This is a genomic window from Microbacterium aquilitoris (assembly GCF_031932285.1).
Taxonomy (GTDB): domain Bacteria; phylum Actinomycetota; class Actinomycetes; order Actinomycetales; family Microbacteriaceae; genus Microbacterium; species Microbacterium aquilitoris.
The window spans coordinates 20,235-37,786 of the sequence record NZ_JAUZVT010000003.1; the positions used below are offsets into that span (position 1 = coordinate 20,235).

Below are 17,552 nucleotides of genomic sequence, written 5' to 3' on the forward strand. Positions count from 1 at the left end.
TCAGCCGCGACGGATGCGGGGTGCCGCCGCCCGCAGCCGGGCGATGTCGGCGTCGTCCACGACCTCGCGAGGCAGGATCATCGCCGGCCCGATGAGTCCGTGGATGCGCACCATCACCGAGTGCGGCGCCGTCGAGATGCGCCAGAAAGCGGAGGCCGCCACCGTCAGGCTCATGGTCGACGTGGTCACGGTGAGCCCCGCGTCGGTGACGGTGACGGTGAGGCGATCGCCCGTCGGGTAGAGCCCCTCGACGACCCGGGTCAGCTTCTGGGTGCCGAGGTGGCGGATCGCAACGAATCCGATCGCGATGAGCACCCCCCAGAAGCCGGCCATGACGAGGGAACGGACGTTCCCGTTCAGGGCGAACATTCCCAGACCGTAGAGCAGGACCATGGCGGTCCCAGCGATCCACAGTCCCGTCTGTTTCTTCTGCTGGTGATCGCGCGCGAGGCGCCCCGCCAACCCGTGATCGACGACCATGCTCTTGCCCGTCACAGTTTCCTGCACCCCGGCATCCGCCATCGCGACCCCCTCGCTCGTGCCCTCATCGTGGCACGCACCCCGTTCCGGTTCCACCCCCGGGGCCGGGGGGCTCAGTCCTGCAGGAAGCCGAGCAGCGCCTCGTTGACTTCGGCGCCGTGGGTCCACAGCAGGCCATGCGGAGCGCCCTCGATCTCGACGTACGTCGCCTCGGGCAGGAGCTCGCGGAACCTCCGCGCGGTCGCGTCGATCGGCAGGATGTTGTCGGCCGTCCCGTGCAGGATCAGCGCCGGCACCGTGACGGCGGGGATGTCGCTGCGGAAGTCGGTGGCCCAGGTCAGGGGAGCGGCGGCGATCGCGGCGTTGCCGGCCTGGTTCGCGACGGCGATCGACGCGTCGACGGCCTCCTGCGAGATGCGGGTCCCGAGGTAGTCGTCGAGGTTGTAGAAGTCCTGGAAGAACCCGGTCAGGAAGGCATACCGGTCCTCGGCGACGGCGGCAGCCGTGCCGTCGAAGAAGGCCTGGTCGCCGGCGCCGTCGGGGTTGTCGTCGGTCTTCAGCAGCCACGGCTCGAGCGAGCCGAGGAAGGCGACCTTGGCGATGCGGTCCGCGCCGTAGCGCGACAGGTAGCGTGCGATCTCGCCGGTTCCCATCGAGAAGCCGACGAGCACCGCGTCGGTGAGCTCGAGTTCCTCGATGAGCGCGCGCAGGTCGGCGGCGAAGGTGTCGTAGTCCGAGCCCGACGCCGTCTTCGTCGACGCGCCGAACCCACGGCGGTCGTAGGCGATGACGCGGTAACCGGCCTCGAGGAGCGCGGCCTGCTGCTTGCCCCAGGACTCCCCGTTCAGGGGGAACCCGTGGATCAGCACGACGGGCTGGCCGGATCCCTGATCGGTGTAGAAGATGTCGACGTCGACCGAGTTCTCGGTCCCCACGGTGATGTGCGCCACAGCGGCTCTCCTTCCGGCCGGAGTGGATCTCCGGCGACACCTCGACGCTATGGTCCGTGCAGGTGCCGAGCCAGGGCTTGACGGATCCTTCGTCCGTCGTTCACCGCCCGCCCGCCGGTACCGTGGCCTCATGGCGTCGATCGACCTGAACGCGGACCTCGGTGAGACCGTCGACGGCGCGCCGACCGCCGACGATGAGGCGATGTTCGCGGTCGTCTCCAGTGCGTCGGTGGCCTGCGGCGGACACGCCGGTGACGCCGCGTCGATGACGGATGCCGTCGCCCGCGCGACGGCTGCGGGCGTCGCGGTGGGCGCGCATCCCTCCTTCGTCGACCGGGCCGGCTTTGGTCGTGTCGCGCGCTCCGTCGCGCCCGACCTCCTTCGCGCGCAGGTGCGCGCGCAGATCGGCGCGCTCGTCGCCGCCGGCGCCGACCTCCGCTACGTGAAGCCGCACGGCGCGCTCTATCACTCCGTCACGGTCGATTCCGCGTCAGCGCAGGCCGTCGTGGCCGCCGTGGCCGACATCGCCCACGACCTCGGCAGGCCGCTGCCGTTGCTCGGGATGCCGGGTGTCGTCGTCGGGGCCGCAGCGGCCCGCGGCATCCCGTTCCTCATCGAGGCGTTCCTCGACCGCGGCTACCTGCCGTCCGGCGCGCTCGTGCCCCGCGGCGAAGCGGGCGCCCTGCTGCATGACGCGGGCGCGGTCGCCGCGCGGGCCGTCCGGCTCGCCGGCGACGGGCTCGTCGACGCGGTCGACGGGTCGATGCTCCGGGTGCAGGCGGCCTCCCTGTGCCTGCACGGCGACACCGCGGGGTCGGTCGCGATGGCGCGGGCGGTGCGGGCCGCACTCGACGCGGCGGGGGTCGCGGTGCGCGCACCGTGGTGATCCGCCCGTTCGGCGACAGTGCGCTCCTCGTTGAGGTCGACGGGCTCGCGGATGTCCTCGACCTCCACGCGCGACTCGCCGCCGCGACCCCGCCGGGCCTGCTCGATCTGGTCCCGGCGGCGCGGACGGTGCTGGTGCACGTCGACACCGCCGTCCTGCCGCTGTCCGCAGCCCGCACGTGGATCACCGCGTCGGAGAGCGCTGAGAGACGCACCGGCACGGCGCCGGCGCCGACCGAGGTCGAACTGCCCGTCGCCTACGACGGCCCGGACCTCGCCGACGCGGCATCCCTCGTCGGTCTCTCACCCGACGCGCTCATCGGGCGGCACCTCGCGGCGCGCTGGCGCGTCGCGTTCACCGGCTTCGCACCCGGGTTCGGGTACCTCGTCAGCGACGACTGGAACCTCGACATGCCGCGACGGGCGACGCCGCGCACCCGCGTGCCCCGCGGCGCGGTGGCGCTCGCCGGCGGGTTCACCGGCGCCTACCCGCGCGAGACCCCCGGCGGGTGGCAACTGATCGGCACGACGGACGCGCCCCTGTTCGACCCGAGCGCTGCCGAGTCCGTCCTCCTCCGCCCCGGAACGCTCGTGCGGTTCCGCCGCGTCGCCTCGGTGGCCGTCGCCGCGCCCGCGCAGGCCGTCCCGCCGGCGGGACCGCACGCGTTCGATGTCGTCGACCCGGGCGCCCTCGCGACGGTGCAGGATGCCGGTCGCCCCGGACGCCTGGCCGACGGGATCGCCCTCTCGGGAGCGGCCGACCGCCCGGCGTTCGCGGCTGCGAACCGGCTCGTCGGCAACGCCGAGGGCGCTTCGGCGATCGAGATCACCCTGGGCGGGTTCCGCGCGACCTCCTCCCGCGACCTCTGGATCGCCGTGACGGGTGCGTGGGGCACGGTCCGCATCGCCGACCGTGACGTCGACGCCTACCGCCCGGTGCCGTGGCCGGCCGGCACCGACCTCTCGATCGGCGCGTTCCGCGCCGGCGTGCGCGCCGTCCTGGCCGTGCGCGGCGGTGTCGCTTCAGCATCGGCGCTCGGGTCCGCCGCGACCGACTCGCTCGCAGGTCTCGGGCCGGCGCCGCTGCGCGCGGGCGACGCGGTCGCGACGGCGGATGCCGCGCGGCATCCGGTCCCCGCGGTGGACCTCTGGCCGTGGACGCCGCCGCCCGATGTGCTCGAGGTCGCGATCGCCGCGGGGCCTCGCGCAGCGTGGTTCACCCCCGAGGCGCGTCGGGCGCTCGTCGAGAGCCGGTGGGTGGTCGGGGCGCGGGCGGATCGCGTCGGCATCCGCCTCGATGGTCCGTCGCTCACGCGGACGCCGGACGCGGTGGGGCGCGAGCTCCCGAGTGAGGGGATGCTGCCGGGCGCCGTGCAGGTGCCGCCCGACGGCGTCCCGGTGATCCTCGGCCCCGACGGTCCGGTCACGGGCGGATACCCCGTGATCGGTGTCATCACGGCGGCGGGCCGGGCGGCGCTCGCGCAGGCTCGGCCGGGCTCTCATCTTCTGTTGCGGAGCGCAAGCCCCCGCCGGTGACACGCCCCGCCGCGTAGGGTCGGCGGCATGTCCCTCCGCCGCGCCTCCGCCGTCCTCCTGATCCTGGCGGGACTGGGTCTCGCCGGATGCGCCGCGGAGTCCGCTCCGCCCGCCGAGTCGAGCCAGGCGGCTCCCGAGAGCGACGCCGTCGAGTTCGCGCCGGCGTCGGGCGAAGTGATCACCGCCGAGCAGTACACACTGACCCTGCCCGAGGGATGGGGCTACCCCGACGGTGCTCCCGACGGCTTCGACGAGACGACCTTCGCGGCCGACCTGACCATCGAGGACGGCTACCGCGACAACGTCAACATCCTGGTCTCCCCCGGGGGAGAGGTGACCTCCGAGCAGGTCGAGGAAGCTGGGGTCGCCCAGCTCGAGGAGGCCGGCGCGTCCGACGTGAAGGCGCTCGAGCGCGTCACGGCAGCCGGCTCCGAGTCGGCCCACCTGTCGGCACGCGTCGAGCAGGGGGAGACGCCCTACGTGATCGACCAGTTCTACTTGGTCAACGCGGGACAGACCTACATCGTGACGTTCGCGTCGGATGTGGAGAAGTCGCAGGAGGAACGGGACGCCCTCGCGCAGTCCGTCCTCGTGACCTGGCAGTGGACCTGACCCACGCCCGCGAGTTATACCGCAGCCCGTCGAACTCGTCAACGATTCGACTGGACACGGCGCGTCGCGCGTCCTATAGTGGGTAGTTGCGCTCCCCTCTACTTGCCCTCATATGGTGGTCGGCTTGTGCCTGCGCCCCCGACGGTCTCCGTCGGCGCGCGCCGCAGGCGTTGACGGGAGTACTCCACCTGACGACAAGGAAAACCAGCCCTCCCCGGGCTCACGGAGGTAATCCCCTTGGCTGCTGCGCGCAACGCAACTTCCACCACCACCAACAAGAACGGTCGCGGAGCATCCCGCCTCTCGTTCGCCAAGATCTCCGACACGCTGGAGGTCCCTGACCTCCTCGCGCTGCAGACCGAGTCGTTCGACTGGCTCGTCGGCAACGAGGCATGGAAGGCACGCGTCGCTCAGGCGCAGGCCGAGGGCCGCACCGACGTGCCCGAGATCAGCGGCCTCGAGGAGATCTTCGAAGAGATCTCGCCGATCGAGGACCTGGGCGAGACCATGCAGCTCTCGTTCACGAACCCGTACCTCGAGCCCGAGAAGTACTCCATCGAGGAGTGCAAGGAGCGCGGCAAGACCTATGCCGCCCCGCTCTACGTCGAGGCCGAGTTCATGAACCACCTCACGGGTGAGATCAAGACGCAGACGGTCTTCATGGGCGACTTCCCGCTCCAGACCGCCAAGGGCACGTTCATCATCAACGGCACCGAGCGCGTCGTCGTCTCGCAGCTCGTGCGTTCGCCCGGTGTCTACTTCGACAAGACGCCCGACAAGACCTCCGACAAGGACATCGTCTCGGCGCGCGTCATCCCCAGCCGCGGTGCGTGGCTCGAGTTCGAGATCGACAAGCGCGACCAGGTCGGCGTCCGCATCGACCGCAAGCGCAAGCAGTCGGTCACCGTCTTCCTGAAGGCCCTCGGCCTGTCGAGCGAAGACATCATGCAGGAGTTCGCGGGCTTCAGCTCGATCGAGGAGACCCTCGAGAAGGACACCATCCTCACGAAGGAAGATGCGCTCCGCGACATCTACCGCAAGCTCCGTCCGGGCGAGCAGGTCGCCGCCGAGGCCGCCCGCGCGCTGCTGGACAACTTCTACTTCAACTCGAAGCGCTACGACCTCGCCAAGGTCGGTCGCTACAAGATCAACCAGAAGCTGGGCATCGACAAGGCCCTCAGTGACTCGGTCCTGACCGTCGAGGACATCGTCGCGACGATCAAGTATCTCGTCCGTCTGCACCGCGGCGACGTCAGCTACGACGGCGTCCGCAGCGGCAAGCCCGCCGAGATCCGCCTGGACGTCGATGACATCGACAACTTCGGCAACCGTCGCATCCGTGCCGTCGGCGAGCTCATCCAGAACCAGGTCCGCACCGGTCTGTCCCGCATGGAGCGCGTCGTCCGCGAGCGCATGACCACGCAGGACATCGAGGCGATCACGCCGCAGACCCTGATCAACGTCCGCCCCGTCGTGGCCGCGATCAAGGAGTTCTTCGGAACCTCGCAGCTGTCGCAGTTCATGGACCAGAACAACCCGCTCGCGGGTCTGACCCACAAGCGTCGCCTGTCGGCGCTCGGCCCCGGTGGTCTGTCGCGTGAGCGCGCCGGCGTCGAGGTCCGTGACGTCCACCCCTCGCACTACGGCCGCATGTGCCCGATCGAGACCCCGGAAGGCCCGAACATCGGCCTGATCGGTTCGCTCGCATCGTTCGCTCGCATCAACGCGTTCGGCTTCATCGAGACGCCGTACCGCCGCGTCGTGGGCAACAAGGTCACCGACCAGATCGACTACCTGACGGCGGCTGAAGAGGCCGACTACGTCGTGGCCCAGGCCGGTGTCGAGCTCAACGCCGACGGCACGTTCGTCAACGACCGCATCCTGGCCCGTCGCGGTCAGGGCGGCGAGGTCGACCTGTTCCCCGTCGACGAGATCGGCTACATGGATGTCTCGCCGCGCCAGATGGTGTCGGTCGCGACCTCGCTCATCCCGTTCCTCGAGCACGACGACGCGAACCGCGCCCTCATGGGTGCGAACATGCAGCGTCAGGCCGTCCCGCTGCTGCGCAGCGAGTCGCCGATCGTCGGCACCGGTATGGAGGGCTACGCCGCCATCGACGCGGGTGACGTCCTCACGGCTCAGAAGGCCGGTGTCGTCTCCGAGGTCTCGGCCGACGTCGTCACCGTCCAGCTCGACGAGGGTGGCACGCAGGACTACTTCCTCCGGAAGTTCGACCGCTCCAACCAGGGCACGTCGTACAACCAGCGCGTCGTGGTCTCGGCCGGTGAGCGCGTCGAGGTCGGCGAGGTCATCGCCGACGGTCCCGCCACCGAGGAGGGTGAACTCGCCCTCGGCAAGAACCTCCTCGTCGCGTTCATGACGTGGGAGGGTCACAACTTCGAGGACGCGATCATCCTCAGCCAGGAGCTCGTCAAGAACGACACCCTCTCCTCGATCCACATCGAGGAGTACGAGGTCGACGCTCGCGACACCAAGCTGGGCAAGGAGGAGATCACCCGTGACCTCCCCAACGTCAGCCCCGACCTGCTGAAGGACCTCGACGAGCGCGGCATCATCCGCATCGGCGCCGAGGTGCGTCCCGGCGACATCCTCGTCGGCAAGGTCACGCCCAAGGGCGAGACCGAGCTCTCGGCCGAGGAGCGCCTGCTCCGCGCGATCTTCAACGAGAAGAGCCGCGAAGTCCGTGACACCTCGCTGAAGGTTCCCCACGGTGAGCAGGGCACGATCATCGCCGTCAAGGAGTTCAACGCCGAGGACGGCGACGACGAGCTCGGCTCGGGCGTCAACCGCCGCGTCGTGGTCTACATCGCCCAGAAGCGCAAGATCACCGCGGGTGACAAGCTTGCCGGTCGTCACGGCAACAAGGGCGTCATCGCGAAGATCCTGCCCGTCGAGGACATGCCGTTCATGGCGGACGGCACCCCGGTCGACGTCGTCCTCAACCCGCTCGGCATCCCCGGTCGAATGAACTTCGGCCAGGTCCTCGAGACCCACCTCGGGTGGGTCGCGAAGCAGGGCTGGAAGGTCGACGGCTCGCCGGAGTGGGCTGCGAAGCTCCCCGAGCAGGCTCGCGAGGCCGCTCCCGGCACGAAGGTCGCCACCCCGGTGTTCGACGGCGCGTTCGAAGAGGAGATCGCGGGTCTCCTCGACTCCACGAACCTGACCCGCGACGGAGAGCGTCTCATCGACAGCTCCGGCAAGGCGAAGCTGTTCGACGGTCGCTCCGGTGAGCCGTTCCCGGCCGGCATCTCGGTCGGTTACATGTACATCCTGAAGCTGCACCACCTTGTCGACGACAAGATCCACGCACGCTCGACGGGCCCCTACTCGATGATCACCCAGCAGCCGCTCGGCGGTAAGGCCCAGTTCGGTGGCCAGCGCTTCGGTGAGATGGAGGTCTGGGCGCTCGAGGCCTACGGCGCCGCATACGCGCTGCAGGAGCTGCTGACGATCAAGTCCGACGACATCGTGGGCCGCGTCAAGGTCTACGAAGCGATCGTCAAGGGCGAGAACATCCAGGAGCCCGGCATCCCGGAGTCGTTCAAGGTCCTCATGAAGGAGATGCAGTCCCTCTGCCTGAACGTCGAGGTCCTCTCGGCCGACGGCACCGAGGTGAACCTGCGTGACAGTGACGACGAGGCCTTCCGTGCAGCGGAAGAGCTCGGCATCAACATCTCCACCCGGTTCGAGTCGACGTCGATCGACGAGATCTGACCCGTACCGGCAACGAACAGAATTCCGACACAGGAGAATCAGTGCTCGAGTCACACACCTTCGATCAGCTTCGCATCGGTCTCGCCACCGCCGACGACATCCGTCGTTGGTCCTTCGGCGAGGTCAAGAAGCCCGAAACCATCAACTACCGCACCCTGAAGCCCGAGAAGGACGGCCTCTTCGGAGAGCAGATCTTCGGACCTTCGCGCGACTGGGAGTGCGCCTGCGGCAAGTACAAGCGCGTCCGCTTCAAGGGCATCGTCTGCGAGCGCTGCGGCGTGGAGGTCACCAAGTCCTCCGTCCGTCGTGAGCGCATGGGCCACATCGAGCTCGCCGCCCCCGTCACCCACATCTGGTACTTCAAGGGCGTTCCCTCGCGCCTCGGATACCTGCTGGACATGGCGCCGAAGGACCTCGAGAAGGTCATCTACTTCGCCGCCTACATGGTGATCTCGGTCGACGAGGATGCGCGTCACCGCGACCTGCCGACCCACGAGGCGAACCTCCGCCTCGAGATCAAGAACATCGCCGACCGTCGTGACGCCCGCGTCGCCGACCGCCTGCAGAAGCTGGAAGACGAGCTCGCCGCCCTCGAGGCGGAGGGAGCCAAGGCCGACCAGAAGAAGAAGGCGAAGGACGCCGCCGAGAAGGAGATGACCACGATCCGCAAGCGCGGCGACGAGCAGGTCGCCAAGCTCGAGCGGATGTGGGACGAGTTCCGCGGACTCGAGGTCGGTCAGCTCAAGCAGGAAGACGACATCTTCCAGGAGCTGCAGGACCGCTTCGGTCAGTACTTCGAGGCCTACATGGGCGCGGAGTCGATCAAGCGTCGCCTGCTGGCGTTCGACCTGGCCGCTGAGGCCGAGTCGCTCCACCTGCAGATCTCCGAGGGCAAGGGCCAGCGCAAGATCCGTGCGATCAAGCGTCTCAAGGTCGTCAACTCGTTCCTGTCGACGGGTATGAGCCCCGCATCGATGGTCCTGGACGTCGTCCCGGTCATCCCGCCGGAGCTCCGCCCCATGGTCCAGCTCGACGGTGGCCGTTTCGCCACGTCCGACCTGAACGACCTGTACCGTCGCGTCATCAACCGCAACAACCGTCTCCGTCGCCTGATCGACCTCGGTGCCCCCGAGATCATCGTCAACAACGAGAAGCGGATGCTGCAGGAGGCCGTCGACGCCCTGTTCGACAACGGCCGCCGCGGTCGCCCCGTCACCGGTACCGGCAACCGCGCCCTGAAGTCCCTCAGCGACATGCTGAAGGGTAAGCAGGGTCGTTTCCGCCAGAACCTGCTCGGCAAGCGCGTCGACTACTCGGGCCGTTCGGTCATCATCGTCGGCCCGCAGCTGAAGCTGCACCAGTGTGGTCTGCCCAAGCAGATGGCGCTGGAGCTCTTCAAGCCGTTCGTCATCAAGCGCCTGATCGACCTCGGTCACTCGCAGAACATCAAGGCCGCCAAGCGCGCCGTCGAGCGCACCCGTCCCGAGGTCTGGGACGTGCTCGAGGAGATCATCCGCGAGCGTCCGGTTCTGCTGAACCGTGCGCCCACGCTGCACCGCCTCGGCATCCAGGCGTTCGAGCCGCAGCTCGTCGAGGGCAAGGCCATCCAGCTCCACCCGCTCGTCTGCGCCGCCTTCAACGCGGACTTCGACGGTGACCAGATGGCCGTGCACCTGCCGCTGTCGGTCGAGGCTCAGGCCGAGGCCCGCGTGCTGATGCTCGCCTCGAACAACATCCTGAAGCCGTCGGACGGCCGTCCGGTCACCCTGCCCTCGCAGGACATGATCATCGGTCTGCACCACCTGACGACCCTCAAGGAGGGCGCTGCCGGTGAGGGCCGTGTGTTCGGTTCCGTCGGCGAGGCGATCCTGGCCAAGGACGAGGGCACCCTCGACCTGCAGGCCAAGGTCCGCATCCGCGTCCCCGGCCTGACCTTCCTCGAGGGGGAGGCTCCGGAGGGCTACGAGCGTCACGGTCTGGTGGATGCCTCGCTCGGCCAGGCGATCTTCAACGACACCCTCCCCAAGGGCTACCCGTTCGTTCGCGAGCAGGCCGACAAGGGCAAGCTGTCGCAGATCGTCAACAAGCTGGCTGAGGAGTACCCGAAGACCGAGGTCGCGGCATCCCTCGACCGGATCAAGGACGCCGGCTTCTACTGGGCCACTCGTTCGGGTGTGACCGTCGCCCTCAGCGACGTCCTCACGCCGCCGAACAAGAAGGAGATCGTCGCCGCCTACGAGAAGCAGGCAGCGAAGGTCCAGGGCCAGTTCGAGAAGGGCCTCACGACCGACGCCGAGCGTCGTCAGGAGCTCATCAAGATCTGGACCGAGGCGACCGACGAGGTCCAGAAGGCGATGCGGGACAACTTCCCGGCCGACAACACCATCAACCGCATGGTGAGCTCGGGTGCCCGTGGTAACTGGCTGCAGATCCGCAACATCGCGGGTATGCGAGGCCTGGTGAACAACCCCAAGGGTGAGATCATCCCCCGTCCGATCATCTCCTCGTACCGCGAGGGTCTGTCGGTGGCGGAGTACTTCATCGCGACGCACGGTGCCCGCAAGGGTCTGGCCGACACGGCCCTCCGTACGGCGGACTCGGGGTACCTCACGCGTCGTCTCGTCGACGTCTCGCAGGATGTCATCATCCGCGAGGAGGACTGCGGCACGACCAAGGGTCTCGAGTTCACGATCGCCGCTCCCGGCGCCGACGGCGAGCTCGTCCGCGACGCGAACGTCGAGAACTCGGTGTTCGCCCGTACCCTCGCCGCCGCTGTGGTCGACGCTCAGGGCACCGTCCTGGCCGAGGCCGGCGACGACGTGGGCGACGTCCTCATCGACAAGCTGGTCGCCGGTGGCATCGAGAGCATCAAGGTGCGCTCGGTCCTGACCTGCGACTCGGCCGTCGGTGTCTGCGCGAAGTGCTACGGCCGTTCGCTGGCCAGCGGCAAGCTCGTCGACATCGGCGAGGCGGTCGGTATCATCGCCGCTCAGTCGATCGGTGAGCCCGGTACCCAGCTGACGATGCGTACGTTCCACACCGGTGGTTCGGCATCGGCGGACGACATCACCCAGGGTCTGCCCCGTGTCCAGGAGCTGTTCGAGGCTCGTACCCCCAAGGGTGCGTCCCCGATCGCCGAGGCCGACGGTGTCATCAAGATCGATGAGACCGACAAGGCCAAGAAGCTCATCCTGACTCCGGACAACGGCGACGAGCCGCACGTCTACCCGGTCCTCAAGCGCGCCACCCTCCTCGTCGAGGACGGCCAGCGCGTCGAGGTCGGTCAGCCCCTGCAGGTCGGCACGCTCGACCCCAAGGAGGTCATGCGTGTCATGGGTGCCCGCGAGGTGCAGAAGTACCTCGTCGGCGGCGTGCAGGGCGTCTACCGCTCGCAGGGTGTGCCGATCCACGACAAGCACATCGAGGTCATCGTGCGTCAGATGCTCCGCAAGGTCACGGTCGTCGACCACGGCGAGACGGACCTGCTGCCCGGTGAGCTGGTGGACTTCAAGCGCTACCAGCAGATGAACCGCGAAGCGGTCGCCGCGGGCAAGCGCCCCGCGTCGGGTCGTCCCGAGCTGATGGGTATCACGAAGGCGTCGCTCGCGACCGAATCGTGGCTCTCGGCCGCGTCGTTCCAGGAGACCACCCGCGTCCTCACGCAGGCGGCCATGGAGGGCAAGAGCGACCCGCTCGTCGGCCTCAAGGAGAACGTCATCATCGGAAAGCTCATCCCCGCCGGCACCGGCCTTGCGAAGTACCGCAACGTCGTGGTCGAGGCGACGGAGGAGGCCAAGAGCGAGCGGTACCCCAACCGCATCTTCGCCTCGGATGGTGCGTACAGCGACGCCGACCTGAGCTACGTCGACTTCGACAGCTTCTCGACCGACGACTTCACCCCCGGCAGCTATAACTGATTGAGGTGAGAGACGAGCGAGCTTGCTCGCTCGGCCGAGCCGATTGAAGTTGTCGAGCGACGCAGTCGTGAGAACAACTGATCGAGGTGTGATCGTCTGACCGAAGGCCCCTGGGACTCGTTCCCGGGGGCCTTCGGCGTTGCCGCGCGGAGGTGGCGCGGCGGGGCCACTACCGTGGACGCATGGCACGGGTGGGTGGGCGCAACGCCGCTTTCGCATGGTTCGTCGGCATCGTCAGCGCGGCGATCATCGTGACGTTGCTCGTCCTCGCGATCCCGATGTTCCCGGCGGCGTCGCAGTGGCTCGCCCAGATCGGACGGACGTCGGACGGATCAGACGGTGCCGGGGCTCCGTCGCCCGGGGCGTCGAGCGCCTCCGATGCCGCGTCATCGCCGCAAGGCTGCCGCGACCTCTACAACGACGCCGCGTGGGCGGTCCTGCGGCAGACCGACGGCGCCGTGGTCACCGCGTCGACGGACCCACCCGTCTCGACTGCGAAGGACGTCGTGGCCGCGCTCCAGCCCGCGGTCGTCCTCACGTGTCGCTGGACGTCCGATGCGGGTGAGATCTCGACGACGGTCGCGACCGTACCGACGGATGCCGGGGCCATCGCTGCCGCATCCCTCCCCGCCAAGGGTTTCACGTGCGCCGACGACGACGGGCGCGTCCGATGCGAACGCACGGATGGCGATCTGGTCGAGTCGATCGAGGCGGGCGGTGGCCGGTGGCTGTCGACGTCGCAGCAGGCGTGGCATCCGTCCCGGTACGCCGAAGGCGTGGCGGATGCGGTGTGGCCGGCCGAGGGGTGAGTCGTCGGTCCCAGATCTGAGCCCTCAGCCCCAGATCTTCGACACGATCGCCGCGGTGTAGCCCTGCGGTGCGAGGTTCGAGTACTGCGTGTCGATCGCCACTCCGTCGCGCCAGTAGACGGTGCGACCTACGGGGAGCCCCAGGTCGTCGGTGCCGCTCTTCTCGCACCGCAGGCCTTCGTCCGGCTCGTAGCAGAGGTAGCCGTCGTCGACGCCGAGCAGGTACAGGGCGTCGCGCGCTTCGCGCTCGGGGGAGTATCCGACGACCGTGACGAGACTCGTGCGGCTGGCGCCCGGGTCGGCCCACACGCAGACGCGGCTGCTGTCGGGACGGATGCCGCCGCCCATCCCCGGGGCGTTCAGCGGGATGCCCTGGAGGGTGGTGAGGATGCTGTCGCTCAGGATGCTCTTGCAATCCGAGGGGAGTGGAGTGGTCGACGTCGAGGGGCCGAACGGGAAGTCGGCGATCGCGACGGGTGTCATCGTCGGTGTGGGGGTTCCGGATGCCGCATCCGTCGGTGCGGGCCGGAGCGTGTCGGGCTCGGGGGCGCAGGCCGACACGGCGGCCGCGAGCGCGGCGGCGCCGAGGAGGGCTCCGACGGCCCGTCCGATGCGTGCGCGCCGAGAGGACATGGTCACCACGATACGCACACCGCGCCACGCCGCCTGAAGAAACGACGGGGCGCCTCCCCGGCGCCCGCGGAACGCCGGGATACGCTCGCTTCAGCGGTGGCGCACGCCCCCGCGTGAGGAGTGACACGGCAATGAGCGACCCCAAGTTCGGCGAGCGGAACGACCAGGCCAACGAGCCCGCTTACGGTGAGCCGATCGAGGAGCCGACGACCTCCGACGACTCCCGCGGTGTCGACGACGTCGTCGGCAGTGCGAACGACAGCCTCGCCGACGCGGAGGCCGCCTCGCGCACCTCGGATGAGCGCCCCCGCGGCGACCGTTCCTTCGACGTGACCGATCGGGGCTCCGACCTGTCGATCGACTACGGCAAGTACAGCGAACCCGACGCGCCCGTCGCCTCCAGCGCGGTCAGCAGCGAACCGCTCTACCGCCCGGCGGCCGAGACCCGCGACGATGCGGTGACCGAGGCCATGCCTCACGCCGACGCTCCCACCCGCGTCAACGAGTCCGTCCCCGCCGATTCGACGACGGATGCCGCGGCCCCCGCCGCGGCGACGGCTGCCGCCTCCCACGTAGACCAGACCCCGACGACGGTCACCTCCAGCGAGCCCGCCGCCGCGCCGACGGCCGCGTACTCGCAGCAGCCGATCTTCGTGCAGGCGCCGGAGGCTCCCCGCCCGCGCGGCAACCGCGGCGCTGCGGGCCTCATCGGCCTGCTCGCCGCGCTCGTTTTCGCCGCCCTCTACCTCGTGGCGATCCTCGGGCTGGATGCGCTCGAGAACGGACTCACGGTCGACACCGTCGCGCAGCGGCTCGTCGAGGTCGTGACGACGTGGGCGTTCTGGGTCCCCGTCGCCGTGTTCTTCCTCGGCTTCTGGCTGCTGGGCGCGTTCATCAATCGCGGTCGCTGGGGCCTGTGGGTCGTCTTCGGGCTGATCGTCGGTGCCGTCGCTTACGGCGGGCACATCCTCGGGCAGCTCTTCCAGGCCCCGTTCTGGTCCATCGCGCCGTCGCGCGCGAACGAGATCGTCGGCGAGCAGCTCCTCGCACCGCTCGCCGTCATCGCTTTCGTCCTCGGGCGCGAGATCACCATCTGGTTCGGTGCCTGGGTCGCCCGCCGCGGTCGTCGGGTCACCGAGCTGAACGACGAGGCGCAGCGCGAGTACGAGCGCACCCTCGAGGCCGGCCCCCAGCTCCACCAGTACTGATGACTGCCCGCGGCTGATGACCCAGCCCGCCGGCGTCGCAGCGCCGATCGCCACGTTCTTCGCGGCGGTCGGCTTCGCTGCGCTCGCGATCTGCGGATTCGGCTTCACGAGCCTGGTGACCGACACCGACGTCATCGCCGCACCGGGCCTCGGGCAGGGCGCCGGCATCGCCGCGATGCTGCTCGCGGCGGGCGCGTTCGCGGGCGCCGAGTACGGCGCGGTGCGCCGCGGACGGTACCCCGCCGCGGTGTGGGTCATGATCGCGACGGTGGCCGGTTATCTGGCGGGGATCGTGCTCGGGGGAGTGCTGACGGGTGCGGATGCGGCGCTCGCTCTGGGGGCGGCGGGCACGTTCTCGCTGTCCTGGTTCGCCCTCGTCCTCGCCGTCAACGCCGCCGCGGCGTCATGGGCCGGGATCGCCCTCGGGCGGACGCGCGCACGCCGACCCGAGTGGCCGTGGGAGCGCAGCGACGAGGACGAGTGACGGGCGCGGCATCCCGATGGCCGGAAATACCCCCGATCGGCCCGGATCTCCGCGAGAATGGGTCCGTGGAGCGCTCGCTCGAGACGCAGGTGAACCAGGCCGTCGAGGCCTGGTTGCGCTGGTTGCCGCGCTGGGAGCCCGCGACGCACCGTGGCCGGGTCGCTCCGTGCCGCCGATGTCTGGGGTCGCCGATCCTGTCGGCAGCGGGCCTCGGCTCCGACGTCCCGCACGGTGTGCAGCACGGCCTGTCGACGCGGATCAAGACGATCGTCGACTCGTCCGTCGCGCAGTACACCGAGCGCAACCTGCCCATGCTGCAGGCCGAGCTCGATCAGCAGGCTGATCGCAACAGGTCCCGCACCTACCGCCCGTCTGAGGGACTCGAGCCCGAGTTCGAGGGCCTTCCCCTCGACCCCGACCCGGTCCCCGGCGCGCCCTTTCTCTTCACGATCGCCGGCATGGCCGATGAAGCGGATGCCGCCGTGCCCGCGCTCCCGCCGCTCACCGAGGATGCGAAGGCCGCACTCCGGCAGGAGGTCCGGCTGGCCGACGAGTACGCGAGCATGGTCGGCCGCGAGGTGTGCACGATCCTCCTGCGCCACCGGCTCCGGATCCAGACCGCGGTCGCGCAGTACGTGGAGCCGCAGATCGCCGCGATGCTCGAGGAGCTGACACGGTCGCTGGATGCGCCGTTCGACACCGGCGAGGGACTCCCGGGCGTCTGACCGTACGCCTCACCTGCTCATTTAGGGTGGGGGGATGAACACGGGAGTCGACAGCGGTGCAGGTGTCGTCCTGGGACTGCTGTCGATCATCCTCGGCCTCGCCGTCTACGTCTGGGTCGCCCTCGCACTGTCGGCCGCCTTCCGGAAGATGGGCGAGGAGTCGTGGCACGCCTGGGTGCCGGTGCTGAACGTCGCCGTCCTCCTCCGTTGGGGTGGTTTCTCGCCCTGGCTCGCCCTCCTCGTGCTCGTCCCCGGCCCCGGGACCGTAGCGGTGTGGGTGCTGATCGTCGTGACGATCCACCGCCTGAACCCCGGTTTCGGCTACGGCACCGGGATGACGGTGGTCGGTGCGCTGCTGTTCCCCGTATGGGTCACGATCGTCGGGTTCGGGCCGGCGGAGTGGCGCGGTGCTCGTCCCGCCCACCTGCGACCCGCGTCACCGTCGCCTGCCCCCTCCCCGCTGTATCCGCCGCTCGACTCGTTCTCCTCGGAGTTCGGCGCCCCGCTCCCGCCGCCGGCGTTCCCCGCACCCGCCGAGCCCGCCCCGGCCGTCCCGCGCGCCGGGACGACACCGCAGCCCCCGGCATCCATCGCCCCGGAGCCGTGGACGCCGGTGGCGCACGATGCGCCCGCGGTCGAGCAGTCCGCTCCCGACGAGGCGCCTCTCGAGCAGCCCGATCCCACGTCACCGAATCCGACCTTCCGTTCCGAGTCGCCCTGGCGGGAGGACGTGGACGAGGTGTCCGCGGTGTCGCCTGCGCCCTTCCCGCCGAACGCAGCCCGCGGCGGGGCCGTCGATCCCGCCGCCGACCCGGGGATCATCTCCGCGGTTCCGGGCCGCGACGAGGCACCCGTCGCCTGGGTGCGCCCGGCTGCGGTGGGAGCCGACCGCGACGAGAGCGACGTGTTCCCGGAACTGACCGACGAGGTGTCCGCCGTGGCGGGCTCCCCGGCGGCGGGCGCGCCGGTCGCGGCGACGTCGTCGGTGTCGGCGCAGGAGCGCCTGCGCGATGAGGCCGACGCCGCTCCGATGGAGGACGAGCTCGAACGCACGGTCGTCGTCCGGCGTGGCCACGCCCGGTGGGAGCTCGTGCTCCCGGACGGGGCGACCGTGCCGCTGTCGGGAGACGTCGTCGTCCTCGGGCGCAACCCCGTCGCCGACCCCGCGCATGCTCGGGCGCAGCTCGTAGCGATCGCCGATCCGACGCGCACGGTGTCGAAGACCCACGCGCGTCTGGAGCGCCGCGGCGACGCGTGGCGCATCGTCGATCTGGGCTCGACGAACGGCATCCTGCTGCCGAATCTCGGGACGGACGTCGAGGTCGAACCGGGCGTCGACGCCGAGGTCGCCGATCGCTTCCTGCTCGGTGACGCATCGATCCGGCTGCAGCGGGTGGATGCCGGTTCCTGAGGCTCGAGTACCGTCACCTGAGCACTCGCGGTGAACACCGGCCTCGTTTGACCCGGGTTCGCGATCCCGCGTATCATTGACCGGGTGTGCGCATACGCGCGCCCTGCGACGTGCCTCGGTTCGGAGCAGGCGAGGCGAACGCATCCAGGGACAGGGCCTGCGAACAG

Annotated in this window: 13 protein-coding genes; 10 read left to right on the forward strand and 3 right to left on the reverse strand. The window is 69.6% G+C overall.

Translation table 11 applies throughout. The features are described from left to right. Complete coding sequence (locus Q9S78_RS13625; RefSeq protein WP_116227500.1) at positions 1 to 522, reverse strand: hypothetical protein; 522 nt, start codon at positions 520 to 522, stop codon at positions 1 to 3. A 71-nt stretch (positions 523 to 593) separates the two neighbouring features. Further along, entirely contained in the window at positions 594 to 1,430 is an 837-nt protein-coding gene (locus Q9S78_RS13630) for an alpha/beta fold hydrolase (RefSeq protein ID WP_018187379.1), read from the reverse strand. 130 nt (positions 1,431 to 1,560) lie between these two features. Between Q9S78_RS13630 and pxpA the strand changes: the two genes are divergently transcribed. From pxpA to Q9S78_RS13660, 6 genes are all read left to right on the forward strand, one after another. Beyond that, positions 1,561 to 2,316, forward strand: coding sequence for a 5-oxoprolinase subunit PxpA (pxpA, locus tag Q9S78_RS13635; RefSeq protein WP_311870748.1), 756 nt, complete (start codon positions 1,561 to 1,563; stop codon positions 2,314 to 2,316). Beyond that, positions 2,310 to 3,851 carry a 5-oxoprolinase subunit B/C family protein gene (locus tag Q9S78_RS13640; protein WP_311870750.1) on the forward strand — a complete coding sequence of 514 codons (1,542 nt, stop codon included), beginning with the start codon at positions 2,310 to 2,312 and terminating at the stop codon, positions 3,849 to 3,851. Before pxpA ends, Q9S78_RS13640 begins: the two co-directional genes overlap by 7 nt. A 27-nt stretch (positions 3,852 to 3,878) precedes the next feature. Next, positions 3,879 to 4,463: a hypothetical protein gene (locus Q9S78_RS13645; RefSeq protein WP_311870752.1), complete on the forward strand. Its 585-nt coding sequence runs from the start codon at positions 3,879 to 3,881 to the stop codon at positions 4,461 to 4,463. 237 nt (positions 4,464 to 4,700) lie between these two features. Then, positions 4,701 to 8,198 (forward strand): DNA-directed RNA polymerase subunit beta, encoded by a 3,498-nt coding sequence (gene rpoB, locus Q9S78_RS13650; RefSeq protein WP_018187375.1) that lies wholly within the window; start codon positions 4,701 to 4,703, stop codon positions 8,196 to 8,198. A gap of 41 nt (positions 8,199 to 8,239) precedes the next feature. Then, positions 8,240 to 12,115 carry a DNA-directed RNA polymerase subunit beta' gene (rpoC, locus tag Q9S78_RS13655; RefSeq protein ID WP_018187374.1) on the forward strand — a complete coding sequence of 1,292 codons (3,876 nt, stop codon included), beginning with the start codon at positions 8,240 to 8,242 and terminating at the stop codon, positions 12,113 to 12,115. Between the two features lie 182 nt (positions 12,116 to 12,297). Then, positions 12,298 to 12,924, forward strand: a complete 627-nt coding sequence (locus Q9S78_RS13660) for a hypothetical protein (RefSeq protein ID WP_311870754.1) — start codon at positions 12,298 to 12,300, stop codon at positions 12,922 to 12,924. Positions 12,925 to 12,948: 24 nt separating this feature from the next. Here the strand turns inward: Q9S78_RS13660 and Q9S78_RS13665 are convergent, their stop codons facing one another. After that, the gene (locus Q9S78_RS13665; protein ID WP_311859845.1) at positions 12,949 to 13,557 is read right to left on the reverse strand and encodes a hypothetical protein; all 609 of its coding nucleotides are present in this window, start codon (positions 13,555 to 13,557) and stop codon (positions 12,949 to 12,951) included. Between the two features lie 131 nt (positions 13,558 to 13,688). Between Q9S78_RS13665 and Q9S78_RS13670 the strand changes: the two genes are divergently transcribed. From Q9S78_RS13670 to Q9S78_RS13685, 4 genes are all read left to right on the forward strand, one after another. Continuing rightward, positions 13,689 to 14,765, forward strand: a complete 1,077-nt coding sequence (locus tag Q9S78_RS13670) for an ABC transporter (RefSeq protein WP_311859843.1) — start codon at positions 13,689 to 13,691, stop codon at positions 14,763 to 14,765. Between the two features lie 16 nt (positions 14,766 to 14,781). Beyond that, complete coding sequence (locus Q9S78_RS13675; protein ID WP_311870756.1) at positions 14,782 to 15,249, forward strand: DUF6121 family protein; 468 nt, start codon at positions 14,782 to 14,784, stop codon at positions 15,247 to 15,249. Positions 15,250 to 15,314: 65 nt separating this feature from the next. Then, positions 15,315 to 15,974 carry a hypothetical protein gene (locus Q9S78_RS13680; protein ID WP_018187370.1) on the forward strand — a complete coding sequence of 220 codons (660 nt, stop codon included), beginning with the start codon at positions 15,315 to 15,317 and terminating at the stop codon, positions 15,972 to 15,974. A gap of 34 nt (positions 15,975 to 16,008) precedes the next feature. Beyond that, positions 16,009 to 17,385 (forward strand): DUF5684 domain-containing protein, encoded by a 1,377-nt coding sequence (locus tag Q9S78_RS13685; protein WP_311870758.1) that lies wholly within the window; start codon positions 16,009 to 16,011, stop codon positions 17,383 to 17,385. Positions 17,386 to 17,552: the final 167 nt, after the last annotated feature.

What these genes read in the sequence shown, in the direction of transcription:
- Q9S78_RS13675 (WP_311870756.1), top strand. Translation starts at nt 14,782, where the DNA reads ATGACCCAGCCCGCCGGCGTCGCAGCGCCGATCGCCACGTTCTTCGCG.
- Q9S78_RS13625 (WP_116227500.1), bottom strand. Translation starts at nt 522, where the DNA reads ATGGCGGATGCCGGGGTGCAGGAAACTGTGACGGGCAAGAGCATGGTC.
- Q9S78_RS13685 (WP_311870758.1), top strand. Translation starts at nt 16,009, where the DNA reads ATGAACACGGGAGTCGACAGCGGTGCAGGTGTCGTCCTGGGACTGCTG.
- pxpA (WP_311870748.1), top strand. Translation starts at nt 1,561, where the DNA reads ATGGCGTCGATCGACCTGAACGCGGACCTCGGTGAGACCGTCGACGGC.
- Q9S78_RS13645 (WP_311870752.1), top strand. Translation starts at nt 3,879, where the DNA reads ATGTCCCTCCGCCGCGCCTCCGCCGTCCTCCTGATCCTGGCGGGACTG.
- Q9S78_RS13665 (WP_311859845.1), bottom strand. Translation starts at nt 13,557, where the DNA reads ATGTCCTCTCGGCGCGCACGCATCGGACGGGCCGTCGGAGCCCTCCTC.
- Q9S78_RS13670 (WP_311859843.1), top strand. Translation starts at nt 13,689, where the DNA reads ATGAGCGACCCCAAGTTCGGCGAGCGGAACGACCAGGCCAACGAGCCC.
- Q9S78_RS13660 (WP_311870754.1), top strand. Translation starts at nt 12,298, where the DNA reads ATGGCACGGGTGGGTGGGCGCAACGCCGCTTTCGCATGGTTCGTCGGC.